The 25233-nt window shown below is 68.8% G+C and carries 24 protein-coding genes; 14 read left to right on the forward strand and 10 right to left on the reverse strand.

All coding sequences use genetic code 11. The features are described from left to right. Positions 1-89 precede the first annotated feature (89 nt). The gene (locus tag BLW00_RS23390) at positions 90-1382 is read left to right on the forward strand and encodes a hypothetical protein (protein ID WP_175494175.1); all 1293 of its coding nucleotides are present in this window, start codon (positions 90-92) and stop codon (positions 1380-1382) included. Between the two features lie 3 nt (positions 1383-1385). Further along, complete coding sequence (locus tag BLW00_RS07360; protein ID WP_092551199.1) at positions 1386-1850, forward strand: NUDIX domain-containing protein; 465 nt, start codon at positions 1386-1388, stop codon at positions 1848-1850. A gap of 222 nt (positions 1851-2072) precedes the next feature. Here the strand turns inward: BLW00_RS07360 and BLW00_RS07365 are convergent, their stop codons facing one another. The 4 genes from BLW00_RS07365 to BLW00_RS07380 form a co-directional block, all read right to left on the reverse strand. Then, positions 2073-3035 (reverse strand): acyl-CoA thioesterase, encoded by a 963-nt coding sequence (locus tag BLW00_RS07365; RefSeq protein ID WP_092551202.1) that lies wholly within the window; start codon positions 3033-3035, stop codon positions 2073-2075. Positions 3036-3144: 109 nt separating this feature from the next. Then, positions 3145-3933 carry a class I SAM-dependent methyltransferase gene (locus tag BLW00_RS07370; protein WP_092551205.1) on the reverse strand — a complete coding sequence of 263 codons (789 nt, stop codon included), beginning with the start codon at positions 3931-3933 and terminating at the stop codon, positions 3145-3147. A 57-nt stretch (positions 3934-3990) separates the two neighbouring features. Beyond that, complete coding sequence (locus BLW00_RS07375) at positions 3991-4401, reverse strand: type II toxin-antitoxin system VapC family toxin (protein ID WP_175494176.1); 411 nt, start codon at positions 4399-4401, stop codon at positions 3991-3993. Beyond that, positions 4398-4655 carry a type II toxin-antitoxin system Phd/YefM family antitoxin gene (locus BLW00_RS07380; RefSeq protein ID WP_092551208.1) on the reverse strand — a complete coding sequence of 86 codons (258 nt, stop codon included), beginning with the start codon at positions 4653-4655 and terminating at the stop codon, positions 4398-4400. Before BLW00_RS07380 ends, BLW00_RS07375 begins: the two co-directional genes overlap by 4 nt. 120 nt (positions 4656-4775) lie before the next feature. Here BLW00_RS07380 and lipB point away from each other — a divergent pair, with 120 nt between their 5' ends. Further along, positions 4776-5456 carry a lipoyl(octanoyl) transferase LipB gene (lipB, locus tag BLW00_RS07385; RefSeq protein ID WP_092551211.1) on the forward strand — a complete coding sequence of 227 codons (681 nt, stop codon included), beginning with the start codon at positions 4776-4778 and terminating at the stop codon, positions 5454-5456. Further along, positions 5453-6451 (forward strand): lipoyl synthase, encoded by a 999-nt coding sequence (gene lipA / locus BLW00_RS07390; RefSeq protein ID WP_092551214.1) that lies wholly within the window; start codon positions 5453-5455, stop codon positions 6449-6451. Before lipB ends, lipA begins: the two co-directional genes overlap by 4 nt. A 194-nt stretch (positions 6452-6645) precedes the next feature. On the opposite strand, the gene BLW00_RS07395 is transcribed toward lipA, so the two are convergent. Continuing rightward, entirely contained in the window at positions 6646-6912 is a 267-nt protein-coding gene (locus tag BLW00_RS07395; RefSeq protein ID WP_092551217.1) for a hypothetical protein, read from the reverse strand. 62 nt (positions 6913-6974) lie between these two features. Then, positions 6975-7367, reverse strand: coding sequence for a DUF1622 domain-containing protein (locus tag BLW00_RS07400; protein ID WP_092551220.1), 393 nt, complete (start codon positions 7365-7367; stop codon positions 6975-6977). Positions 7368-7628: 261 nt separating this feature from the next. Between BLW00_RS07400 and BLW00_RS07405 the strand changes: the two genes are divergently transcribed. From BLW00_RS07405 to BLW00_RS07425, 5 genes are all read left to right on the forward strand, one after another. After that, positions 7629-8501 carry an aldo/keto reductase gene (locus tag BLW00_RS07405; RefSeq protein WP_092551223.1) on the forward strand — a complete coding sequence of 291 codons (873 nt, stop codon included), beginning with the start codon at positions 7629-7631 and terminating at the stop codon, positions 8499-8501. A 48-nt stretch (positions 8502-8549) separates the two neighbouring features. Then, positions 8550-9776 (forward strand): glutathionylspermidine synthase family protein, encoded by a 1227-nt coding sequence (locus BLW00_RS07410; protein ID WP_092551226.1) that lies wholly within the window; start codon positions 8550-8552, stop codon positions 9774-9776. Next, positions 9773-10363, forward strand: a complete 591-nt coding sequence (locus tag BLW00_RS07415) for a hypothetical protein (protein WP_092551229.1) — start codon at positions 9773-9775, stop codon at positions 10361-10363. Before BLW00_RS07410 ends, BLW00_RS07415 begins: the two co-directional genes overlap by 4 nt. A gap of 88 nt (positions 10364-10451) precedes the next feature. After that, positions 10452-11042, forward strand: coding sequence for a DNA-3-methyladenine glycosylase I (locus tag BLW00_RS07420; protein ID WP_092551232.1), 591 nt, complete (start codon positions 10452-10454; stop codon positions 11040-11042). 47 nt (positions 11043-11089) lie between these two features. After that, positions 11090-12439 carry an aminotransferase class III-fold pyridoxal phosphate-dependent enzyme gene (locus BLW00_RS07425; protein WP_092551235.1) on the forward strand — a complete coding sequence of 450 codons (1350 nt, stop codon included), beginning with the start codon at positions 11090-11092 and terminating at the stop codon, positions 12437-12439. A gap of 102 nt (positions 12440-12541) precedes the next feature. Here BLW00_RS07425 and BLW00_RS07430 read toward each other — a convergent pair whose 3' ends face one another. Continuing rightward, positions 12542-14851 carry a transglycosylase domain-containing protein gene (locus BLW00_RS07430; protein WP_092551238.1) on the reverse strand — a complete coding sequence of 770 codons (2310 nt, stop codon included), beginning with the start codon at positions 14849-14851 and terminating at the stop codon, positions 12542-12544. Between the two features lie 149 nt (positions 14852-15000). On the opposite strand from BLW00_RS07430, the gene BLW00_RS07435 reads away from it, so the two are divergent. Further along, positions 15001-15516, forward strand: coding sequence for a mycothiol transferase (locus BLW00_RS07435; protein ID WP_092551241.1), 516 nt, complete (start codon positions 15001-15003; stop codon positions 15514-15516). Between the two features lie 120 nt (positions 15517-15636). Beyond that, positions 15637-16698 carry a LacI family DNA-binding transcriptional regulator gene (locus BLW00_RS07440; protein WP_092551243.1) on the forward strand — a complete coding sequence of 354 codons (1062 nt, stop codon included), beginning with the start codon at positions 15637-15639 and terminating at the stop codon, positions 16696-16698. On the opposite strand, the gene BLW00_RS07445 is transcribed toward BLW00_RS07440, so the two are convergent. Next, positions 16695-17936, reverse strand: a complete 1242-nt coding sequence (locus BLW00_RS07445) for a family 1 glycosylhydrolase (protein ID WP_245741363.1) — start codon at positions 17934-17936, stop codon at positions 16695-16697. The two genes, BLW00_RS07440 and BLW00_RS07445, sit on opposite strands and share 4 nt — an antisense overlap. 104 nt (positions 17937-18040) lie before the next feature. Then, positions 18041-19303 (reverse strand): ABC transporter substrate-binding protein, encoded by a 1263-nt coding sequence (locus BLW00_RS07450; RefSeq protein ID WP_092551246.1) that lies wholly within the window; start codon positions 19301-19303, stop codon positions 18041-18043. A 224-nt stretch (positions 19304-19527) separates the two neighbouring features. Between BLW00_RS07450 and BLW00_RS07455 the strand changes: the two genes are divergently transcribed. The 3 genes from BLW00_RS07455 to arfA are packed head-to-tail and all read left to right on the forward strand — an operon-like array spanning position 19528 to position 22897. Further along, positions 19528-20478, forward strand: a complete 951-nt coding sequence (locus BLW00_RS07455; RefSeq protein ID WP_092551249.1) for a carbohydrate ABC transporter permease — start codon at positions 19528-19530, stop codon at positions 20476-20478. Then, positions 20478-21344, forward strand: coding sequence for a carbohydrate ABC transporter permease (locus tag BLW00_RS07460; protein ID WP_092551253.1), 867 nt, complete (start codon positions 20478-20480; stop codon positions 21342-21344). Before BLW00_RS07455 ends, BLW00_RS07460 begins: the two co-directional genes overlap by 1 nt. A 32-nt stretch (positions 21345-21376) precedes the next feature. After that, the gene (gene arfA, locus BLW00_RS07465) at positions 21377-22897 is read left to right on the forward strand and encodes an arabinosylfuranosidase ArfA (RefSeq protein ID WP_092551256.1); all 1521 of its coding nucleotides are present in this window, start codon (positions 21377-21379) and stop codon (positions 22895-22897) included. Positions 22898-22978: 81 nt separating this feature from the next. On the opposite strand, the gene BLW00_RS07470 is transcribed toward arfA, so the two are convergent. Next, positions 22979-25219, reverse strand: a complete 2241-nt coding sequence (locus BLW00_RS07470; protein WP_092551259.1) for an RICIN domain-containing protein — start codon at positions 25217-25219, stop codon at positions 22979-22981. Between the last annotated feature and the right edge of the window lie 14 nt (positions 25220-25233).

The raw sequence follows: 25233 nt of genomic DNA on the forward strand, positions 1-25233 counted from the left end.
CGACGGCCGGTGTCGTGCCGGATGCGACGGATAGACGCTAGGGAGGCAGTCTATGAGCCCGCTATGGATTGAGTGGGAAAATGGCGCACATGGTTCTTCCGCGCGTCGACACCGTCGTCACCTATCCCTCCGGTGCTGTGGCCTCCTCGGGGGTCGTGGTTCACGTCTCGGCTCTCGACGCCGGGCGCACGGCGGTGCTGCTCGACGAGACGGCGTGCCATCCGGTCGATGCGGCCTGGCCCGACCAGGGGGCGGATCGGGCGACGCTCACGGTGGGCGATCGGGTCTTCCCCGTCGTCAACTGCGTGGTGGGGGCGACGGATGGAGCGCAGCTGTTCCTCGGCTCCGCTGTTCCGGTGCGCCCCGGCGCCGAGGGCTGGGCATTCGTGGTGGCGCACGTGCTCGACGCCTCGTCCGCTCCTTCCACCCAGTCGCCAAGAAGTGACGGAATCACGCCGTCGAATGCGGCGGATTCTGGCGACTCGACGGCGCCAGGCGGCGACGATTCGGGTGGGCCGCTCGCGGAGGGCGCGACGGCGCGCGTCGAGGTCGACGCCGCGTATCGGCGTGGGCTGTCGGCGGGGCACACCGCCTGCCATCTGGCGTCACTCGCGCTCAACGAGGCGCTCGCCGGTGCCTGGACCAAGGATGTCGCGCGCGACGGCCGCGGCAATCCGAACTTCGACCAGCTCGCGATCGAGTCGTCGACGATCGAGGAGAACGGATCGCTCGACGTGTACCGCGTCGGCAAGTCGCTCCGCAAGAAGGGCTTCGCACCGGCGGTGCTCATGGAGGGTGTGGTGGTTGCCGGGCCCGCCTCCGCGTCCGACCCAGGAGTGGCGTCGGGTGCGTCGGGCACGTCGGGCACGTCGGGGGAGTGGGGTGCGTCGGGCACGTCGGGTGGGTCGGGCACGTCGGGTGGGTCGGGTGCGTCGGGCACGTCGGGTGGGTCGGGCACGTCGGGCACGTCGGGTGCGTCGGGCACGTCGGGTGGGTCGGATGCGTCGGGTGCGTCGGGAGAGTCGGGTGCGTCGGGCACGTCGCGAGAGTCGGGTGCGTCCGGCCCGCTCGCCGCGCTGGCCGCCGAGGTCGACGCCCGACTCGCGGAGTGGTGCGCATCCGGAGCCCTGGTCGAGGTGCGGCAGGATGGCGACGCACGCGGCCTGAGCGGGCGCCGCACCTGGACGTGCCACCTTCCCGACGGCGCCGTGAGCATCCCATGCGGCGGGACGCACGTGTCGTCGCTGGCCGAGTTCGCGTCGATCCGGGTCGCATTCGACCTGGTCGAGCAGCCCGGCGCCCTCGAACTCCGGATGTGCACGACGGCGACCCTCGCCCCCACCACGTCGCCCGGGGCGACGCTTGCGCCGACGGCGGGGTGACGGATGCCGGTGCTGAGCGCGGGCATCCTGCCCTGGCGGCGTCGCGATGGCGGCGTCGAGGTGTGGATCGCGCACATGGGCGGGCCGTTCTGGGCGCGTAAAGACGAGGGCTCGTGGTCGGTGGTGAAGGGCGAGTACGACACCGAGGAGGAGGCGCTCGCCGCCGCCCGGCGCGAGTTCGCCGAGGAGACGGGTGCGCCGGCGCCGGAGGTCGACTACGTGCTGCTGGGGGAGTTCCGGCAGCCGTCGCGCAAGGTGATCGCCGTGTTCGCGGCGGAGACGTCGGCGGTGCCCGACGCGGTCGTGAGCAACACCTTCGAGCTGGAGTGGCCACCGCGGTCGGGCCGCCGGCAGCAGTTCCCCGAGATCGACGACGCCCGCTGGTTCCCGCTCGCGGAGGCACGCGTCAAGATCCTGGCGGGCCAACGCCCCGCCCTCGACGCCCTCGAGCGCCTCGCCGCCGGCTGACACCCTCGCGCCTCCGACAGCCCCGCGCCCTCGCTGGTGCCACGCGTTCCCGCCCCGCATCCCCCCACCGAGGCGCCGCGCCTCCTCCTCACCGCTATGCCGGGGGCCCGCGCCGCCACGCCGCCCGGCGCGAGCGCTCATCCGCACGGATTTGCGGAATGGGCGGCGAGGGAAGCGCCAGAACGTGCGGGTCAGCGCGCTGCGCTGGGCCGCACGGCCCCGCTACGCCGGGACGGGCGCCGACGCGAGCGGGAGGGCCTCGAGGCCCGCGCGCAAGCGGATGAGGTCGAGCGCGTGCGCGTCGAGCCGTCGGTCCTCGTCGGAGACGAGGGGCAGGGCGGGCACCGGCCGGGAACGCCCGGATGCGGCATCCAGATCGACGAACACGCTCATGCACTGGGTCGTGAGCTCCAGCGCCTGCGGCGTCTCCGGCGATCCCGACCGCACGTGGATCGCGATGTGCATGCTCTGCGGCCCGGTGTGGATGAGGCGAGCGGCCACCTCCACGATGTGCCCGATCCGGATCGGGCGGTAGAAGTGGATGCCACCCGAATACACCGCGACGGCCGAGGCCGACGTCCATCCGGCGGCGCACGCGAACGCCGCCTCGTCGATCCACCGCATCACCGTTCCCCCGTGCGCGTTGCCGCCCCAGTTCGCGTCGCCGGGCGCCGCCAGGAAGCGGAACACGGTCTGCGGGGTCGTTCCCGACTCCGAGTAGGTCTGCTGCTGCATCGCATCCCGGATGGCACGGCGCGGGGCGAGCCGCTCCTCGGCGCGGGCGTTCAGCATCCGATCGCTCGACGACGTCGGCGACCACGGCGGCACGGCTTGCGGCCGCCCGGCGTCGTCGACCGCGACGAACACGAGGATGCAGTGCGTGGCCGGTGCGAAGTCGCGGCTGCGCACATCCGCCGACTCCACGGTGACGAGAACCTGCATGCTGGTGCGTCCGGTATGGATGATGCGCGCGTGCGCCTCGATGATCTCACCGGATGCGATGGGCCGGGTGAAGTGCACGTTGCCCACGTAGGCGGTGACGCAGTAGGAGGAGCTCCAGCCGACGGCGCAGGCGTAGCCCGCCTTGTCGATCCACTCCAGCACCCGGCCGGCCGCGACTGTGACGCCGCCGGCCGCCGCATCCTGCGGGGCGGCCATGAAGCGGAGCGTGATTCTGTCGTCCATGTTGTCAGGATGACAGGCTGCGAGAGCACCTTTCCGGGATTCGTAGCGCGAAGAATCGCCGATCTTTCGTTTGGGGCAAGAGCTGGGCGGCGCGCGCCCAGCCGGCCGCTCAGGGCTTGCGTGCCTCGATCAGCGCACGCTCGCTGTGCGACACGAACGAGCCGGTGGCCTGGATGCGCGCGTGCACGGCCGCGAGCCGGTCGCGGTAGCGCTCCACGGTGAAGCCGGGCACGGTCCAGAGCACTTTGCGCAGGAAGTACACCACCGCTGCCACGTCGAAGAACTCGACCTTCGTCGACTCGTGCAGCGCATCCACCACCCGCAATCCGGCCGCCCGAGCCCCGGCCACGAGGTTCTCGAGGCTGCGCGAGGTGTTCTCGGCGGCGGGTTGCGGCCCGAGGAAGAACTCGTAGAGCTCGCGGTTCGAGCCGGCCGCGACCTGCTGGGTGAGGAAGGTGCCGCCGGGGTGCAGCACACGCGCGACCTCGGCCCAGTCCGTGGACTGCGGATGCCGGCTCAGCGCCAGATCGAAGCGCTCCGCGGCGAACGGCAGCGCTGCGTCCTCGGCCACCTGCACGACCTCGCCGCGGAAGAGCTCGAGCCGCTCCCGGGCCAGCGCGAGGTTCGGCGTGTGACCCTCGGTGGCCCAGACGGTCGACGGCATGCGGCCGGTGCGGGCGCCGGCTTCCGCGAGCGCGCCGGCGAACACCTCCCCGCCACCGGTCTGGATGTCGAGCACCGAGTCGGCGTCGGCGATCCGCTCGGCGGCGATGCCCGCGTAACCCCACGACGGACGCTCCTCGGTGGCGCGCCCCTCGAACCACGAGAAGTCCCAGCCCGCGGTCGGCACGGCTTCGCCCTCGGCGAGCAACTCCTCGAACTCCGCATCGGCTCCCATCCCTCCATCCTGCCCCGCCGGCGGCTCGAGCACCCTCGGCGTCTCGCACCCCAGGGCTCAGACGCGCACGACCGCCGGGCCGCCGAGGTCGAGCAGCGCCTCGAAATCGCCATCCTGCGTCACGACCGGAAGATCGTGGGCGAGGGCGACGGATGCGATCCACAGGTCGTTCACGTTCGCCTTCCGCCCTGCCTCGACGAGTCGGAAGCGCAGTCGCGCCCAGTGGGCTGCGGCACGATCGTCGACCACCAGAGCCTCGACGTCGGCGATGCCTTCGAGGGTGGCGAGCCGTCGTGCCCGGGTGTCGGTGTCGCGGGCCGCGAGAACCCCGGCGCGCAATTCGGCCAGAGTGACGACCGAGACGGAGGACCGCTGGGGCAGTCTCGCGTGGTCGAGCGCTCGACCTGATTCGGTGGCGATGAAGACGCTGGTGTCGAGCAGCCCGCGCTCGGGGCGGTCGCCGCTCACGCGATCGGGCCGAGATCGTCGGTGGTGTCTCCCGCGAGATCGGCGAGCTCGTCGCGGAGCCCGGCGTCGGCCGGGGTGCCGAGCAGTGTGATCAGGTCGACCGGCCCGATCCACTCCCGTCTGCCGGCCCGCACCGGCACGAGTGATGCCACCGCCACCCCGTTGGCGGTGATCGTGATGTCTTCGCCGCCCTGCACGCGGCGCACGACGTCGGCAGTGTTGTTGCGCAACTCGCGCACCGGGACGGCGGTCATGAGCTCAGTGTAGCCGTCTGTAGCACTCCGTAGCAAGAATGTCATCGATCGGCGGACGCGCCGGATGCTCCCCCGGAAAGAGGATTGTTGGACTCAGTCCAATTAACCTATGCTTGCCCCATGACAGACTTCGTCGTGGAAGGCGTGGGGCGGCGGCTCGTCCCCTACGCCGAGGGTCTCGAGCTGCAGGCGCGCCTGCACGACCAGGTGGTGGCGGGGCAGGCCCCCGACACCGTGATCCTGCTGGAGCACGAGGCCGTGTACACCGCGGGCAAGCGCACCGAGGACTCCGAGCGGCCCGTCGACGGCACGCCCGTGGTCGAGGTGGATCGCGGCGGCAAGATCACCTGGCACGGGCCGGGGCAGCTCGTGGGCTACCCGATCCTGCGGCTGCCCGATCCGATCGACGTGGTCGCCTATGTGCGCTCGCTCGAGAGCCTGCTGCTCGACGTGGTGATCGAGCTGGGCGTCGTGGCGCATCGGGTCGAAGGGCGCTCCGGCATCTGGACCACCGTCGACGGCACCACCTCGAAACTCGGTGCCATCGGCATCCGCGTCGCCTCCGGGGTCACCACGCACGGTTTTGCGCTCAACTGCAGCAACAGCCTCGAGCCCTACGAGCGGATCGTGGCGTGCGGCATCCGCGACGCCGGTGTCACCACGATCAGCGAGATCCTGGGGCGCCGGGTCGATCCGGTCGACGTGGTCGACTCGGTGATGGCGAAATTCGAATCGCCGGGCGACCGGATGCGCGACCTGGTGCGCGTGGGCCACGAGGTCGTCGCGGCGGGCGCCCGATGAGCGCGCCCCACATCCCCGAGGGCCGCAAGCTGCTGCGCCTCGAGGTGCGCAACGCCGAGACGCCGATCGAGCGGAAGCCGTCGTGGATCAAGACGAAGGCCAAGTTCGGCCCCGAATACCGCGAACTGCAGGGCCTCGTGAAGGAGAAGGAACTCCACACGGTGTGCCAGGAGGCCGGCTGCCCCAACATCTTCGAGTGCTGGGAGGACCGCGAGGCGACGTTCCTGATCGGCGGATCGCAGTGCACCCGGCGTTGCGACTTCTGCCAGATCGACACCGGCAAGCCCGCCGACTACGACACCGACGAGCCGCGCCGGGTGGCGGAATCCGTGGTGTCGATGAACCTGCGCTACGCGACGGTCACCGGGGTGGCGCGCGACGACCTGCCCGACGAGGGGGCGTGGTTGCACGCCGAGACCGTGCGGAAGATCCACGAACTCAACCCGGGCACGGGCGTCGAGATCCTCGCCACCGACTTCTCGGGCAACCCGTCGCTGCTGCAGGTCGTGTTCGACTCGCGCCCCGAGGTCTTCGCCCACAATGTGGAGACGGTGCCGCGCATCTTCAAGCGCATCCGCCCTGCCTTCCGCTACGAGCGCTCGCTCGACGTGCTGACGCAGGCGCGGGATGCGCGGCTCATCACGAAGTCGAACCTCATCCTCGGCATGGGGGAGACCCGCGCGGAGATCTCGCAGGCGCTGCAGGATCTGCACGACGCCGGCACCGACATCATCACCGTCACGCAGTATCTGCGGCCGTCGCCGCGGCACCTGCCCGTGGCGTCGTGGGTGCGGCCGGAGGAGTTCGTGGAGATCAAGGAGGAGGCGGAGGAGATCGGCTTCCTCGGCGTGCTGGCCGGCCCCCTCGTGCGGTCGTCGTACCGCGCGGGACGCCTCTGGGCACAGTCGATGCGGCGCAAGGGCTGGGAGATCCCGGCCCCGCTCGCCCCGCTCGCCGACGCCGCCGCCCCCGCGGGCTTCGCCCAGGCGGTCTGACGCGGGCGGGATGCCGATGTCGGGCGGTGGGGTCAGCATGGCGGGCATGGATCAGCGGGAGATGGCGCACAACTCCGGCTGGAGCGTCGACGCCGGCGGCACCGTGCGCCTCGACGCGGTGGATCAGCCCGAGCAGGACGCGGTCGACCAGCCCGAGTAGCCCGCGCTGGATCAGCCCGACCAGCGCCGCTGCACTATTCGCCCGTGCGCGCCCAGTGCGCGAAGCGCTGCATGGCCAGTTCGGGCGTCGGGAACCGTCCGAACCGCTCCATCGAACGCGCATCCGGCGGCATCACCGAGTGGGCCACGACGAACCCGTCGCCATCGGCCCAGATCTCGGCCTGCGGCTGCCAGCCCCGCTCGGTCAGCCGCTCCACCAAGAACTCCGCCTCATCGCCCAGTGCGAGCAGCCGGTAGTCGCCGAGCGCCGGGTCGGACGCAGAGGCGGGCAGAGCGGACATCCGGCAACGCTAAGCCGCCCGCGTGAGCCTCGGTGCGGAGCGGGCCCGATTCACCCGCACATTCACCCGTCCTGCCCCTGCGCCGCGCCGCCCGCCGGGTCCCCGCCCGCCGGCACCGCCGAAGGCTTCTGCCAGGGCCACCGCCCCGTGATCTCGAGCTCGAGCGAGAAACTGAGGAAGGTGCGGATGAGCACGATCGCCCCCAGCACCGCGACGCTCTCGAGCGTGGGCGTCACCGCCACCGTGCGGATGATGTCGGCCGCCACCAGCAACTCCAGCCCGAGCAGGATGGCGCGCCCGAGCAGCCGCCGGAACTGCGTGTACACGGGCCGCTGACGCCGCAGCCCGCGCGTCAGCGCGTTGAGCGAGGCGTACAACGCTCCCACCACGATCGCCGCCACCCCCGCGGCGTCGATCACCTTGCCGACGATCTCGATGATCCCGTAGAAGTCCATGCCCACCTCGCCGCTGCGCCGTCGCGCGTCCTGTCGTGTCAGAAGCGTGGCAGCGCGCGCCCGCCGAAGGCAAGGACGAAGAGTTCGGCGGCCTCAGTACTGGAGCCGCTCGCTCGGTTCGCACCCAGTGGAGGTCTCGACGTCGAGGCAGTGGATGACCGTGCTCCTCCACCAGAGATCGCTCGTTTCGGTGACTTTCATGCTCTCAGCGTGGGCACGACCGAGCGGAATGCACAGAGCGGATGCCCGGTTCACCTCTGCATGACGTCGAACGACACCGCACCGCCCGCTGCCGCATCCGGAACCTTCACGATCGGCGGCGATCTCACCGTCAACCGACTGGGCTTCGGCACCATGCAGCTCACCGGTCCGGGCGTCTGGGGCGACCCCGCCGACCGATCCGCCGCCATCGCCGTGCTGCGCCGCGCGGTCGAACTCGGCGTGAACCTCATCGACACCGCGGATGCCTACGGCCCGTTCGTGACGGATGCGCTCATCCGCGAGGCCCTGCATCCGTACGCCGACGGGGTGGCGATCGCCACGAAGGTCGGCTTCACCCGCCAGGGCCCCCACCGGTGGACCCCGGTCGGCCGACCCGAATACCTCCGGCAGCAGACCGAGCTCAACCTGCGGCACCTGGGTGTCGACCGCATCGACCTGCTGCAGCTGCACCGCATCGACCCCAAGGTGCCGCTCGAAGATCAGATCGGCGAGCTCGCAGCGCTGCAGAGCGAGGGCAAGGTGCGCCACATCGGACTCTCGGAGGTGACGGTCGACGAGGTGGTGGCGGCGCGCGCCATCGCTCCGATCGTCTCGGTGCAGAACCTCTTCAACCTCACGAGCCGCAGTGCATCGGAGTTGCTCGACTACTCAGCGGCCGAGGGGATCGCCTTCATCCCGTGGTTCCCCCTGGCCACCGGAGCGCTCTCGGGCGAGGGGTCGCCGCTGGCGAAGCTGGCGGCCGCGCACGGCTCGACGCCCGCCCAGCTCGCCCTCGCCTGGCTGCTGCACCGCTCGCCGGTGATGTTGCCGATCCCGGGCACCTCCTCGGTGGTGCACCTCGAGGAGAACGTGGATGCCGCGCTCATCCACCTCTCGCCCGAGGAGTTCGAGGCGCTCGACTCCCTGAGCTGAGCGCATCGGGGGCTCGCTCGGCGAGAGTGCGGGCTAGGCTCGGGGATCATGCGTCGTGTCGAGATCACCCCGCGCCCGAACTGGCGGGAGCGCTTGGACGAAGTGGGGTTCAGCTTCTACGACCTCGAGTCGGAGGGCGGCCGGCCGTACTGGAGCGAGTCGGCCGCATATGTCTTCCGGATGCCGGAGATCGAGCTGCTCGAACAGGCGACGGCCGAGCTCTTCGCGCGCTGCATGGACGCTGTCGAGTTCGTGGTGCGACAGGGGCGCTTCGACGAGTTCGGCATCCCGGAACGCTTCCACGAGCTGGTGCGCGCGTCGTGGGACGACGACGATCCGACCGTCTACGGGCGCTTCGACCTGGCCTACGACGGCGACGGCACCGTGAAGCTGCTCGAGTTCAACGCCGACACTCCCACCTCGCTCGTTGAGACCGCGGCGGCGCAGTGGCAGTGGCTCGAGGAGCAGACCGCGCGGGGCGTCCTGCCGGCCGAGGCCGATCAGTTCAACGGCCTGCACGAGCTCCTGATCGAGCAGTGGGAGCACGTCCGCACCGCCCGCTGGGGCCTCGCACCCGGCGCGCGGCTGCACCTCGCCTCGCTGCACGACACGGGTGACGGCGAGCTCATCGTCGAGGACTTCGACACCGTGGCCTACATGGCCGAGACGGCCTCGGCAGCGGGTTTCGACCCGAAGCTGATCTTCATGGAAGACGTGCGCTGGAGCGTCGACGACGCGACGTTCCTCGATGCCGACGACGAGCCGATCCGTCGCATCTTCAAGCTGTATCCGTGGGAGTGGATGCTCGCCGAGCAGTTCGGCGGGTTCCTGCCGGCCAGTCGCGGGGCGACGCAGTGGGTCGAGCCGGCCTGGAAGCTGCTGCTCAGCAACAAGCAGTTGCTGGTGGTGCTCTGGGAGCTGTTCCCCGGGCATCCGAACCTCCTGCCCGCGTTCGCCTCGGCGGATGCACTGGCCGGTTGCGCGCACGTCGCGAAGCCGCGGCTCGGCCGCGAGGGGGCGAATGTGCGCCTCATGGACGCGTCGGGTGTCGTCATCGCCTCAGCGGAGGGGGCGTACGGCGACGAGGGCTTCGTCTACCAGGAGCGGGCGCGGTTCGCGCCGATCCCCGGTAAGACAGCGGTGATCGGCAGCTGGATCGTGGGGGAGACCCCGGCCGGCATCGACCTTCGCGAGACCAGCGGCCCGATCACGGGCGACCTCGCCGAGTTCGTGCCGCACTACATCGAGCCGGACCACACCCAGGAGGCCTCGTGAAATCCGCCCGATCCGCCCGGCTGACCCTCTCGGGCATCGCCGCCGGTCAGCGCGCCGGTCTCGCCCGGCCCTCGCGCGCCGCCGTGCAGCGCGGGGTCGCCGTCGCGTCGATCGCGGGCGCCGTGCTGGCGCTCTCGGGGTGTGCGCCGACCGAAGAGGGCATCGTGCTCGAGGGCGCCGACGGCGAGAAATACGTGGTGCCTCAGAACGCCGAGCGGCCCATGTACGACTCGAAAGAGGACTGCATCGCGGATGTGACGGAGCAGATCGCCGTGCTGGAGCGCCAGGGCGAAGACATCGTCGACACCCCGGAGGATCTCTGCGAGCCGTCGTCACGGTATCCGTCGGCCCACTATTCGGGCTTGTGGCTCGGCCCACTGCTGTTCGCGGGTTCGCGCTGGGCTTCGCCGCGGGTCTCCGGATGGGCGCCGGTGCCGAGCGGCGGCTTCGCGGCGCCGGGCTCGAAGCTGCAGTCCGACGTGGTCTCGCCCGCACCGGCCGGCGCGAAGGCGGGCGATCGTGCGCCCCTGAAGGGCGGCTTCGGCGGTTCGGGCAAATCGGGCTTCGGTTCCTCCGCCGGCGGCTGATCGTCTGCACCCGGCCAGTGCGGTGGTGCGCGCACCCGGGGTGTAGTGCGGCCACGCGGATGTCGCCGGCGCCTGAGAGGATCGACGCATGAGCGAACTCCCCGGCCCCGGCACCCCCGACCCGCACGACGGCACCTGCCCCTGGGCCACGGGATCGCCCGCGATGCGCGCCTATCACGATGCCGAGTGGGGCGTGCCGAGCCGCGACGACCATTACCTGTTCGAGTTCCTCGTGCTCGAGGGGGCGCAGGCGGGGCTCTCGTGGTCGACGATCCTGAACCGGCGCGCAGGGTATGCGCGGGCGTTCCACGATTTCGACGTGGAAGCGGTCGCGGCGATGGGCGACGACGAGCTCGAGGCGCTCATGGGTGACGAGGGCATCATCCGCAACCGCCTGAAGATCTTCGGCACGCGCAAGAACGCGCTCGCATTCATCGGTGTGCAAGAGGAATTCGGCAGCTTCGCCGACTACCTCTGGAGCTGGGTCGACGGCGAACCGGTGGTGCGACCTGCTGATGCCACCGGCTTCACCGCCACCACCGAGCTCTCCGACCGCCTCAGCAAAGACCTGAAGAAGCGCGGCTTCACCTTCGTCGGCTCCACCATCATCTACGCCTACCTCCAGGCCGTCGGCGTCGTCGACGACCACGTCGCCACCTGTCCCGCGAGGCGGCGGTGAACACGACCGAAACAGGAGTGAAACACCCGAGCGGTTAGGCTCGGAGTATGCCCACTTCTGTCGACACCTTCTCCGTTCCGCAAGCCCGCAAGCTCGTCACCGAACTGCCCGGGCCGAAGTCGCGCGAGCTGCACGAACGTCGCCGCAAGACCGTCTCTCGCGGCGCCGGCACCCTCGCCGACATCTACATGGACCACGGATCAGGCGCCATCCTCGTCGACGTCGACGGCAACCAGATCATCGACCTGGGCTGCGGTATCGGCGTCACCACCATCGGCCACGCGCATCCGGCGATCGCCGCAGCCGCCGCCGAGCAGGCCGGCAAGCTCACCCACACGCTCTTCACGGTCACCCCCTATGAGAACTACCTGAAGGTGGCCGAGAAGCTCGCCGAGATCACCCCCGGTGACTTCGAGAAGCGCTCGATCCTCGTCAACTCCGGTGCCGAGGCCGTGGAGAACGCCGTGAAGATCGCCCGCAAGTACACCGGCCGCCGCGTCATCGCCACGCTCGACCACGCCTTCCACGGCCGCACCAACCTCACCATGGCCATGACCTACCGCCCCTGGCCCGAGCGCGCCGGGATGGGCCCGATGCCGGGCGACATCTACAGCGTGCCGATCAGCTACCCCTTCCGCGACCCCGACGGCATGACCGGCGAAGAAGCCGCCGAGCGCACCATCGACTACATCACCACCCACATCGGGGCGACCGAATTGGCGGCTCTGTTCGTCGAGCCGATCCAGGGCGACGGCGGCATCGTCATCCCCGCCCCCGGCTTCTTCAAGCGCCTCAGCGAGTTCTGCACCGAGAACGGGATCGTGTTCGTGGCGGATGAGATCCAGGCCGGCATCGCCCGCTCCGGCGCCTGGTACTCCATCGAGCACCACGGTGTGGTGCCCGACCTCGTCACCAGCGCGAAGGGCATCGCCGGCGGCTTCCCGCTCGCGGCCGTCACGGGCCGCGCCGAGATCATGGATTCCGTGCAGCCCGGTGGCATCGGCGGCACCTTCGGCGGCAACCCGGTCTCCACCGCGGCGGCACTCGCGGTGTTCGACCTGATCGAGCGCGACGGCCTGATCGCCGAGGCGCAGCGCGTCGAGCACGCCTTCTTCGCGCGCATCGGCGACTGGGCGTCGAAGTACTCCGTCGTGGGCGAGGTGCGCGGAAAGGGCGCGATGTTCGGTGTCGAGCTCGTGCATCCGGGCACCAAGAAGCCCAACCCCGAGGCTCTCACCGCCGTCATCAAACACGCCACCTCGAACGGCGTGATCGTGCTGGATGCCGGCAGCTGGGACAGCGTGCTCCGCTTCCTCCCCAGCGTCGTCATCAGCGAGGAGCTGATCGACGACGCCGCCACGGTCATCGAGCAGAAGCTGGCCGAACTCTCCGCCTGACCGGCGAGCCGCGCGCCGATTAGGTTCGAAACCGCAAACGTCGCGCCGACCTCCGCGAATAGCGGCGAGGTTGGCGCGACGTTTGCGATTTCGAACCGACCGCTACGGGGACTCGGCCGCCGGTGTCGACGTGGGGGTCGGGACCGGGGTGACCGGCGGCACCGGGTCGACCGGCGCGGGCGGGGCCGGGGCCTCCTGCGTGGGTGTCGGCGTCGGTGTGGCGGTGGGGCTCGGCGAGGAGCCGGACTCCGAATCCGAGCCGGAGTCATCGAAGCGCGACGACGAGCCGTTCACCAGCGCCCGGTCGGGGTCGGGGAAATCGCCGCCGCTGAGGACGTCGTCATTGGCCGTCATCACGGAGCGCCAGATGCGGTGCCGCACCGTGCTTCCGGCGTAGCCGTTGGGTTCCACCTCGGTCATCGACACGTTGCCGTTGACGTTGCCCACCCACACCGCGGTGGCGGCGGTGGTGGAGGCGCCCACCATCCAGGTGTCCTTCTCGTTGTCGGTGGTGCCGGTCTTGCCGATGTGGGTGATGCCGTCATCCGGATCGGAGGCGGTGGCAGTGCCGCTCTCGATCGGCCCCAGCATGGCGTAGGCGAGGGTCGACGCGATGTTCGGGTCGAGGGCCTGGGTGCAGTTCGCCTGCGGCGGCGTGAGTTCGGTGCCGTCGGGTCCCTCGATCTTGTCGATCGCCACCGGAGCACAGAACAGGCCGTTCGCGGCGATGGCCGCGTAGGAGGCCGCCATCGTCAGCGGCGCGATCTCGTTGGTGCCGAGCACCGAGGAGGGCTGGGTGTCGAGCTCGCCGCCGTCGGCGCGGTGCACGCCCAGGGAGGCTGCGGTGTCCTTGATCTGGCAGAGGTCCATCTGCTGGGCCATGGCCACGAAGGCGTTGTTCACCGAGTTCGTCAGGGCGCTCTGCACCGACATCGTTCCGGGGCGGGCGCTGCCGTCGTTCGCCGGCTCCCAAGGTCCGCCGAGCGTCTGGCAGGAGTTCGGGAAGGTCGACATGTCCCACTCCTTCTCGTTGCCGCTCACGCGGTCGGAGAGGGTGTGGCCGTCTTTCAGCCACTGCGCGAGGGCGAACACCTTGTAGGTCGAGCCCACCTGGAACCCCGACGATCCGCCGTAGTCGATGTCGGTGTTGTAGTTGACCGCGGTGGCACCCGGCGCCACGGTGTCGGGGTCGTCGTCGAAGGTGGTGTTCTGCGCCATCGCGAGGATGCGTCCGGTGCCGGGCTCCACGGTCACGATCGTCGAGCCGAGGTCGGCGCCGTCGTAGGCGGCCGGGATGTACTCCTTCATCGTCTCGTCGGCGTTGGCCTGCAGATCGGTGTTGAGGGTGGTGTAGATCTTGTAACCGCCCTGCTTGAAGTTCGACCAGCGCTGGTCGGCGGTGTCGCCGAAGCTGGGGTCGTTCTTCACGATCCAGGTCACGTAGTCGCAGAAATAGGCCGCCCCGTTGGCTGCGGCCTGGCATCCGGTGGTGGGCTGGGTGATGTTCGGAGTGACCGGTGTCGCCACGGCCTCGTCGTGCTGCTGCTGGGTGATGGACTTCTGCTTCAGCATCGAGGCCAGCACGTCTTCGTTGCGGCGGGCCTGGTTATCGGGGATGTTCTCGGGCTCGTCGATCCGGAGGCCGTTCGGCTCGTTCACGGTGGCGGCCAGGGTCGCTGCCTGGGGGAGCGTGAGGTCTTTCGCGCTCACGCCGAAGTAGTACTCGGCGGCCGCTTCGATCCCGTAGACCGAGCCGCCGAAGTTCGCGATGTTGAGGTAGCCGAGCAGGATGTCGTCTTTCGAGTACTGCTTCTCGAGCGCGATCGCGAGCCGCATCTCCTGCAGCTTGCGGTCGAGCGACTCGGTCGTGGCCGACTCGTAGGCGGCTTCGCGCTGGGCGGGGTCGTCGATCATCTCAGCTTGCTGCACCAGGATGTTGCGCACGTACTGCATGGTGATGGTGGAGGCGCCGCTCTCGACGCCGCCCGAGGTGACGTTGCCGACGGCCGCGCGGAGGGTGGAGGCGATGTCGACGCCGTGGTGGTCGTAGAAGCGCGGGTCTTCGGTGGAGACCACCGCATCCTTCACATACTGCGAGACGTCGTCCCAGCCCACTTCCTGCCGGTTCTGGTCGAAGACGGTGGCCAGCAGGGTGTTCGACCCGTCGCTGTTGGTGGCGTAGATCTCCGACTTCTGGGCGAGCGTCGACGGGCGGATGTAGTCGGGCAGGCTGTCGAGCACGTCCACGGAGCGGGACGCGTACACGCCGGTGACGGCCATCGCGGGCACGGCCAGCACGGTGACGAGGAGGGCCGCCACCACGCTGAGCAGGGCGATCATTCCGACCGGGCGTTTTGTGCCGTCGACGACGCGCTGGAAGCGGTCCGTGAAGCGGTTGAGACGTGCGGGCATATGGGCCAGGGTACGGCGTCGCGATTTGAAGACCCTGAATCAACCTGGGTGTTGCGTGTACGGGCGGTGAAGAGTAAGCCCGAAGGGGTGACGAGAGATGCGCGCGACGAGCGTCGAGCCGCCGAGAACGCCGTGACGAGAGGAAGCGCATGACCACGAGCATCGACCTGCTGGAGGATGCGTTCACGCGCATCCGTGACACCGTCCGCCGGGCCGTCGGCGGCCTGAGCGAGGAGGAGCTGGCCGCCCGCGTCGATCCGGAGGCGAACTCGATCGCCTGGCTGGTCTGGCACCTCACGCGGGTGCAGGACGACCACGTCGCCGACGTCGCGGGCACCGAGCAGGTGTGGACGGGGGAGGGCTGGTTCGAGCGCTTCGCCCTGCCGTTCGACCCGGATGCCACCGGGTACGCGCAGTCGGCGGCCGAGGTGGGGCAGGTGGCCGGCGTCTCGGCCGAGCTGCTGGTCGGCTACCACGAAGCGGTCTACGCGGCCACGGTCGCGTACCTGCGCGCGCTCGGCGAAGGAGACCTCGAGCGCGTGGTCGACACGAACTGGAACCCGCCCGTGACCCTTGCGGTGCGTCTCGTGAGCGTCATCGCCGACGACCTCCAGCACGCCGGCCAGGCCTCCTTCGTGCGGGGCATGCTGGGCCGACGCGCCTGAGCCGTCGTTCCCGATCGGCCCGGCCATGCCGGCCGGGTCGGGCCGGCTTCTCGGTGTCATGCCCGCACGACCGGAGTACAACGTTGTAGTATCGAGTACTGCCAGGCCGAGAGGATACGCATGGCCGCAACACTGCACGACGTCGCCCACCTCGCCGGCGTGTCGATCAAGACGGTCTCGAACGTGGTCAACGACTACCCGCACGTGCGACCGGAGACCCGCCACAAGGTGCAGCGGGCGATCGACGAGCTGGGCTACCAGCCCAACGCCACGGCCCGGAGTCTTCGCTCCGGCCGAAGCGGAGCCATCGGCCTCGTTCTTCCCGAACTCAGCCTGAGCTACTTCGCCGAGCTGGCCGACGAGGTGATCGCCGAAGCCGAGAAACACGGTCTGGTGGTGCTGATCGAGAAGACGGGCGCCAGTCGCGAGCGGGAGATCGCCGTGCTCTCCAGCCCCCGGATGCGGTTGACCGACGGTCTGATCTTCAGCCCTCTGGGCATGGGGCAGGACGACGCAGAGCTGCTCGCCGTCGACTATCCGCTGGTTCTGCTCGGCGAGCGGATCTTCGGCAGCCCCGTCGATCACGTCACCATGCGCAACGTCGAGGCGGCGAGGGCCGCGACCGAGATGCTCATCGGGCTGGGGCGGCGGCGGATCGCCGTCGTCGGCGCGCACGTGGACGAGGGTGTCGGATCGGCCGCGCTGCGTGTGCAGGGCTATCAGGACGCGCTGGCCGCCGCCGGCATCCCTTTCGACCCCGCCCTGGTCGCCTATACCACCCTCTGGCACCGGGCCAACGGCGCCGCCTCGATGCGCGAGCTCATCGACAGCGGCGTGCACTTCGATGCGGTGTTCGGGCTCAACGACGCACTCACACTGGGTGCCATGAGGGTGCTGCAGGAGGCGGGCTTCCGTGTGCCGGATGACGTCGCCGTCATCGGTTTCGACGACATCGAGGAGTCGCGCTACGCCGTGCCGAGCCTCACCAGCGTCGACCCCGGTCGCGCCTCGATCGCGCGCACCGCGGTCCAACTCCTCGTGCGCCGGATCGGCGAGCAGGGCGGGCGACCCGCCGACCCTCAGGAGGTGCTCGTCGACTTCGAGATCGTTCCCCGGGAGTCGACAGGGACCGGCTCGCTCGCCGTCGCGTCGTCGTCCGCCGCCACACCGGCGGCCCGCTAGGACGCCTCCGAACCGGCGAGACGCCGGAAGCTGTCGGCCACCGGCGTCTTCACCCGGTGCAGCACTCCGTCGGCGTCCTCCTCCAACGACCACAGCCCCATCCGGAGCCGGTAGTCCATCGCGTCACCGGCGCCTGGTCGATACGACCACTCCACCATGTCGGTGATGCACCACCAGGTGTAGCCGATGACGTCGACGCCGGCCGCGCGGAGGTCGTGCACGGCGGCGACGGAGGCCTCCATCCAGGAGATCCGCTGCTCCACCGTGCCGGTGTAGCTCGTCTCGGTGAGGTAGACCGGCTTTCCGTAGCGCGCCGCGAACGAGGTCAGAACATCTTTCAACCCGTCGGTGCCGGCGTCTTCGCGGGGGCGCAGATCGTTGGGGCCGCCGCCGAGCTCGGCCCCGGCCTCGAACACCTCGGTGGAGTGCTGCGGGTAGTAGTTGACCCCGATCACGTCGGGCTGCGCGGTGTTCTCGCGAGCCCAGTTCAGGTCGTCGTCGCTGAAGCCGTTGCGTTCGAGGTAGGGAACGAGCGGATGCGCGGGGTCGACGCGCCCCATCACCAGGTCTTGCACGAGATAGGCCCGGTGTTTGAGGTGCTCGTGCGTCTCCTGGTGTGCGTCGAGGTCTCCGGAGAACCGGAACGACGCCTCCACGTGCACGAAATCGGCCGCGGGATCGACCGAGGCGATGGCGCTCTGGGTGGTGACAAGGCCGCGCGACACCCCGCGGAGCACCTCCACGAAGCCGGTGTCGCCGGTGCGATAGGGCGGCCACTGGCCGAACTCACCGCAGTACATGATGTTCAGCAGGGGTTCGTTGAGCGGTGTGTAGTGCTTGATGCGGCCCCGGTACCGCTCCGCGACGGCGGCCGCGTAGTCGGCGACACGCTTCGGGTAGTCGGGGTTCACGAACTCCCGCTCGAGCCACAGGGGAGTGCCGTAGTGCACCAGGTCGGCCACGAGATCGAGGCCGGTCTCGTCGAAGTGGTCGATCACCCGATCGAGCCAGCTCCAGTCCCAGGTGCCAGGCTCCGGGTTCACGCGATACCAGGGGATGCCCCAGCGCACCTGCTCCGCCCCGGCCTCGGCACAGTAGTCGAGATCGTCTTTCCAGAAGCGGTAGTGCTGCATGAGGTCGTATTCGTCGAGGGCCCGCTCGCCGGGCCTCGTCTGCGGGATGAAGGTGTCCTCCACCCCGACCGCGAATCGGAGCACGCCGTCGTCGAACCACTTCATGCCCTGTCCTTCTTTCATCGATCGATCGTCCCGTTCATCATCGGGCAGACGCACCGCGATCCGCATCCCGCCGGTGGCCGGATGCGGATCGCGGTGTGCTGCGGTTACTTGGCGAGGGTCGCCGTCATCTCGTCCTGCGCGGTGGCCAGGAGCGCGGACGGGTCGCCGCCCGACATCGCCTTCTGGGTCGCCGTGTCGAGCGAGGTCAGCACGTCGGTGGAGGGGATGACGCCGGGGAGCAACGCCACACCGTACTGCGACTGGTCGGTCAGCGCGGCGACCACCGGGTTCTCGGCCACCTCGTCGGAGGTCACGTCGGTGGTGAGCGGTGGCCAGCCCGAACCGAGCGACCAGGTGATCATGTTGTCGTGCTGGAAGAACCAGGTGAAGAAGGTCTCGGCGGCGGCCTTCTCCTCATCCGTCGAATCCGAGGTCACGCTCATGTCGACCGCGAGAGCCGAGGCCGAGATGCCCTCGGGCCCGGCGGGCAGCGCGGCGATGCCGTAGTCGATCCCGGCCTCCTTCGACACGGTTGCGAGCCACGGTCCGCCCAGGGTCATCGCGACCTTGCCGGCGCTGAACAGGCCGTCGGCGTCGGCGCCGGTGAGGCCCGTGGGCGAGATCTTGTCGTTCTGCACGGCATCGGCCCAGAAAGCCAGGGTCTTCGCGTTCTCGGGGGAGTCGATGACGACCTCGCCGTCGGCGGTCACGACGTCGCCGCCTCCGCTCTTGAACAGCGATGGCCAGACACCGTTGCCCACGGTCACGTTGTCTTGCAAGGCGAGCCCGTACTGTTCGGGCGTGCCGTCGGAGTTCGAGTCGACGGTGAGCGCCTTGGCGGCGGTGACCCATTCATCCCACGTCGTCGGAACGGCGACTCCGGCGGCGTCGAACATCGCCTTGTTGTAGAACATGGTGAGCGGGGTGAAGCTGAGCGGCACGCCGTACTTCGTGCCGTCGACCGTTCCCGTGGCCACGGCCTCGGGGTTCAGGGCCGCTGCGCCGCTGTCGGGGTCGTCGTACCAGCTGTCGAGCGAGTCGAGAGCGCCCTTCGAGGCGAAGACCGGGATGTTCTCGGGCGGCATCGCCATGATCTGCGGCCCGTTGCCCGAGCTCAGTGCCGGCAGGGCCGTGTCGAGCAGGGTGGCCCACGGCTTCACCGACGGGGTGATCTCGATCGTGTCCTGCGACTTGTTGAACTGGGTGACCAGATCGTTCAGCACGTCTCCGTCAGCCTCGGTGTAGCCGTGCCAGAACGACAGTTCGACCTTGCCTCCGGAATCACTGCCCGAGTCGGCGGTTGAGCAGCCGGTGATCGCGAGCATCAGGGCGCCCACGATCGCTGTACCGGCGATTGCTTTCTTCATTCGTCTTTCCCTCCACTTTGCGACTGCATTGTCGGTGCGGAGGACAATCGAGTCCTCGCAATCGCACTCTACAACGTTGTAAGTAAACGTTGTAGATTTTTATGGTCATCCATGCGCGCTCAGATGTCAATTGCTCGACACGACGATTTGACGCGGCAGAGAACATCTCCTTATCGTTCACTACAACGTTGTAGAAACATCGACCGTTTCGAAGGAATTCAGCAATGAGCGCCAGCGCCACCGAGGCACCACGCCGCTATCGCCCTCCCGCGCAACTCGGCGGCCGAGGCCCGATCCGTGGCAAGGCCAAACGCCGATTGACCATCATCGGCTTCCTCGTGCCGACCATGACCATCCTGGTGCTCTTCGTCTTCTGGCCCATGATCTCCGCCCTTCGGCTCTCGTTCACCGACGCGAGCGGATTCGGGCGGGAGGAGTTCATCGGCCTCGACAACTACGTCGAGATCTTCACCGACCCGGGCATCCTCCGAGCCATGGGCAACACGGTGCTCTACACGGTGCTGTTCACGCCCACCGCCGTCATCCTCGCGCTCGTGTTGGCGCTCGCTCTGAACAGCCCGAGACTGCCGTTCCGCGGCGTCTTCCGCACCTGGCTCTTCCTGCCCTTCATCGTGTCGTTGGCCGTCGCCGCCTTCGCCTGGCAGTACCTGCTCGATCCGCAGGTGGGCCTGCTGAACTACTGGCTGCAGGGCTTCGGCGTGAGCATCGGCAACGTGCTGCAAGATCCGGTGCTCGCGATGCCGACCGTCGTGCTCGTGGCCGTGTGGAAGAACTTCGCCTTCTACATGATCGTCTTCCTGGCCGGATTGCAGGAGATTCCCACGAGTCTCTACGAGGCGGCGCGGATGGACGGCGCCGGTCCGTGGTCGCGCTTTCGCAACGTCACCATCCCGCTGCTCGGCAACACCACCGGCTTCGTGCTCATCATCGCCACCATCGCGGCGCTGCAGGCCTTCGACCAGATCTACGTGCTCACGGGCGGCGGGCCGTACCAGAGCACGCAGACCGTCGTCATGCAGATCTACCAGTCGGGCTTCAAGGATCTCGAGCTCGGCTTCGCCTCAGCGCTGTCGTACGTGCTCCTGATCGCGACCCTCATCCTCAGCCTCGTGCAATTCGTGGTCACGAGCCGCGGCGAGAAGGATGCCGGCTGATGGCCGCCGTCGCGCTCGCTCCCCGTTCCCGCCCCCGCCGCTCACCGCTGCGACGCGTGGGCCCCTGGCTCTTCTTCGTGGCGATGCTCGCGGTGGCGCTGCTCGTGCTGCTGCCGATCATCATCATCGTGTTCACGGCGTTCAAGCCGGTGGCGGAGGTGAACGCGTTCCCGCCGTCGCTCCTGCCCACCGATTGGACTCTCGACAACTTCACCCGCATCTTCAACGAGCTGCCGTTCGGCCGGCTCATCCTGAACAGCTTCGTGTTCGCCGGCGGTGTGACCCTGTGCGCTCTCGTGTTCGACTCGCTGGCCGCGTACGTGCTGGCGCGTGTCGACTTCCGCGGCAGTCGCATCCTGCTGCTCGTCATCGTGGCGAGCCTGATGATCCCGTTCCAGGCCACCCTCATCCCGATCTATCAGCTCGTGGCCGACTTCGGCTGGGTGAACACCTTCTGGGGACTCATCATCCCGCGAGCGGCAGATGCGTTCGGCATCTTCTTCCTGCGTCAGTTCTTCCTCTCTCTCCCGCGCGATCTCGACAATGCGGCCCGCATCGACGGCGCATCCGAGTTCCGCATCTTCCGCAGCATCGTGCTGCCGAACGCGGTGCCCGCGCTGCTCACCCTCGGCATCTACACCTTCGTGAACAACTGGAACGACCTGCTCTGGCCGCTCGTGTTCACCACCGAGCAGGAGATGGGAACCATCACCTCCGGCCTCACGCTCCTCACCGGGCCGAGCGGCATCATCCCCTACGGCGTGATGATGGCGGGTTCGCTGATCGCCGTCGTCCCGCTGGCCATCATGTTCCTCTTCGTGCAACGCCGCTTCATCGAGAGCGTCGCCAGCACCGGACTCAAATGACAAACGACCGCACACCACCCTCAAGGAATCCGATGTCCACTGCACGACTGTTCTTCGACCCGCGACTCGCGATCGGCCCGGTGAACCGGCGGGTGTTCGGCTCCTTCGTCGAGCACCTCGGCCGCGCCGTCTACGACGGCATCTACGAGCCCGGGCATCCGAGCGCCGACGAGCGCGGATTCCGCACCGACGTCATGGAGTTGGTGACCGAACTCGGGGTGAGCGCGGTGCGCTATCCGGGTGGCAACTTCGTGTCGGGCTTCCGCTGGGAGGACAGTGTGGGTCCGCGTGACGAGCGCCCCACCCGGCTCGACCTCGCCTGGCACTCCACCGAGAGCAACGAGATCGGGTTGCACGAGTTCGCGTCGTGGTTGGAATCGGTGGGCAGCGAACTGATGCTCGCCGTGAACCTGGGCACCCGGGGCACGCTCGAGGCGCTCGATCTGCTCGAGTACTCCAACCGGGAATCCGGTTCCGCGCTCGCCGATCGACGCATCGCGAACGGCCGCACCGAGGCCTTCGACGTGCGGATGTGGTGCCTCGGCAACGAGATGGACGGCCCCTGGCAGCTCGGCCACCGCTCCGCCGACGACTACGGCAAGCTCGCCGCGCAGACCGCCCGTGCGATGCGGATGTTCGACCCGGCCCTCGAGGTGGTGGTGTGCGGCTCGTCGAGCCGGCACATGCCGACTTTCGGCGAGTGGGAGCGGGTGGTGCTGTCGCACAGCTACGACGACGTCGACTACATCTCCTGCCACGCGTACTACGAGGAGAAGAACGGCGACCTCGGCAGCTTCTTGGCATCGGCCGTCGACATGGATGCGTTCATCGAGTCGGTGGTGGCGACCATCGATCACGTCAAGGCCGTGAAGGGCAGCGATCACGTCGTCAACATCTCCTTCGACGAGTGGAACGTCTGGTATAACGACCGTTTCGAGAACGTCGACAAGATCACGGGGGCGCAGAACTGGCCGGTCGCGCCGCGTCTGCTCGAAGACTCCTACTCCGTGGCGGATGCGGTCGTGGTCGGCAACCTACTCATCTCGTTGCTGAAGCGCGCCGATCGGGTGACCAGCGCATCCCTCGCCCAGCTGGTGAACGTGATCGCGCCCATCATGACTGAGCCGGGTGGCATCGCCTGGCGGCAGACCACCTTCTTCCCGTTCGCACTCACGTCCGCGCTCGCGGCGGGATCGGCGCTGGCCACCCGGGTGGAGAGCGATTCGTATGACACGGAGACCTATGGTCGGGTGCCCGTGGTCGATGCAGCAACCACCTTCGACGAGGCGACCGGGCGCACGAGCGTCTTCGTGGTGAACCGTTCGCAGAGCGAGACGGTCTCCCTGGCATTCGACCTGACCGGTCTCGGTGCGGTGACGGATGCGAGGGCTCAGACCCTCACCGACGACGACGCGTACGCGGCGAACACCCTCGCCGATCCGGAGCGGGTGGCGATGTGCCCCAACGACACCCTGGTGCTCGCCGACGCGGCCGGCAGCATCGACCTGCCCCCGGTGTCGTGGACGGTCATCACCTTGCAGACGGCACCCTGATCTCCCCCAGGGGTGGACGACAGAGCACCAACGAGCGAGGGCCGGCGCGGGAACGCGCGCCGGCCCTCGTGTGTGCGGGTGTTACTGGATGCCCTCCTTCACCAGTTGCCACTGCTGGCAGGCGGCCCCCGTCGGGCCCCACTGCTGAGCGACCGCGCCATCCGTCGTCAGGCAGGAGTCGATCTCGAGCAGCTTGTCGCTGTTGGCATTCTTGATCGTCCAGAAGCCGCTGCTGTCCGGGGTGAGCGTCCAGCGCTGGGTCGCGTTGCCGGTCGGGCCCCACTGGGCCGCGTCGATCCCGTCCGCCGTCGCGGCACCCGGGATCTCGAGCAGCTTGAGGCTGTTCTTGTTGACCAGTTGATGCGTTCCCGATGCGGCGGGCAGCACCTGCCAGATCTGGGTCGGGTTCGCCGTCGGGCCCCACTGGCCGGCCGGCGCACCGTCGGTGACGGCGGCCGAGGCGATCTCGAGCAGCTTGCCGCTGTTGCGGTTCTTGATCTGGAACTCCGGCGCCGGCGTCGTGCTCGACTGGTAGACCTGGATCTGGTCGAGCTCGGCATAGGTTCCCGAATAGCCGAAACGGATGGTGTTGTTCCCGGCGTTCAGGGTGGTGGTGAGCTGCGCCCAGAGGTAGCGACCCCAGTCAGCCGTCGGCGGGTAGCTCAGCGAGGTCGCCGTACCACCGTTCACCGACACCGCGTGGCTGCTCGTGGCACCGGTGCCGTTGGCGTAACGCACGTTCACCGTGTAGCTCCCGGCCGTGGGCGCCTTGACCGTGAACGTGACGGTGCTGTTCGAGAAGTTGATGTTGCCCACCTTCGAACCGTTCGAGGCATCACCGTGCGTCACCAGCGTGGTGTTGACCAGCGCCGCCTTCTCCGCCTCGTACGTCGTCGCGTTCAGCGGAACCGTGCCGACCCGGATGTCGTTGTACAGGTAGGTCTCGCTGGGGTTGCTCGGATTCGGGCGGTAGTTCTCCACGTTGGTGGCCTGGTAGAGTGTTCGGCCGTCGGGGCTGTAGTCGATCCCCTGCGCGAACCCGGTGATGGAGCTCGGCCCGTTGAATGTCACCGCGAACGGCAGGCGCTCCCAGGGTCCGGCTCCGAGGTTGTAGTTGACGAAGAAGTTCTGGCCTCCATCGAGATTGCCCGCGGCATCCAGCCCCCACTTCGAGGCCACGACGACCATGCCCTTCGGGCCACCGGCCGGCACCCATTTCACGGTGGGCGACGATCCGATGCCGCGACCGTCGGCCAGCTCCACGGGCGTGCCGAGGCTACTGGTGGTGCCCCAGTTCAGGCCGTCGACCGACTTCTTGAAGAACACCGGTGAGGCGTTCGAGAAGGCGTAGCCCGTGGCATTCACCACCTCGTAGGTGGCGATGTAGGTGCCGTCGGGCAGCTTGTCGACCGTGATCATGCCGGGTCGGTGCGTGGAGTCGGTGGGGGCCGACACGTTGGCCAGCGTGCCCCAGGTGAGGCCCCCATCGGTCGACCGCCGATACGACACCGCCTGCAGCACCCCGTTGGCCTTCTGCCGCTCGTCGGAGAAGTACGTCACCAGTCCGCCGTTCGCGTCGACGGCCAGCGTCGGCTCCCAGACGGTGGTCGTGGTCGACGTCGGCGACGGGTCGTAGATGGCTGGGCCGCCGGTGTCGACGGTGCTGAGGTACGACCAGCTCGTTCCCTGGTTCGTGCTCTTGTAGACCACGAGCTTGGTGACGGATGCCGGGTTGTCGCGATCGGCCGGCCGCACCTGCCCGGTGAAGAGGAGGGTGCCCGCCGCGAGGGTGCCCACCGCCTGCGGGAGCTCGTAGAGGAACGGCTGCGCGGTGCGGTCGAGCTGGGTGCTGTCCTCCTGTCCTGGGGTTCCGGGGAACTGCAGGCCGGGGTTGATCGAGGAGATCTTCTGCCAGGTCGCGCCGTTGTCGGTGCTGCGGAAGAACGGCCATTCCTGATGGCAGGCCAGTGCCGGGTTCGCGAGGCAGGCCTGGGTGTCGGTGGTGGGGTTGGTGCTCGGACTCACGTCTTTGATGAGCCGGGCGTCGTCGAAGGTCGAGATCAGTGTGCCGTTCGAGGCGCCGCTGTACTTCAGCGCCACGATCTTGGCGTAGGCGGTGCCCGTCGCGTCGCCTCCTTCGTCGTTGAACGACGAACCGTTCGGCGGCGCGTAGACCAGAGCGCCGTTGCCGGTGGTGACGGCGAAAGCCGGCCCCGTGGCCGCTCCCACGGCCAGAGCGGAACCGATCAACGCCGTCGTCGCGACCAGTGCGACGAGGCCTCTCGACCGCTTTCGCACTGCCCGTTCGCGTGTGTGCTTCATTGCATCCTCCCGTC

Source organism: Herbiconiux ginsengi (assembly GCF_900107435.1).
GTDB classification, from domain to species: domain Bacteria; phylum Actinomycetota; class Actinomycetes; order Actinomycetales; family Microbacteriaceae; genus Herbiconiux; species Herbiconiux ginsengi.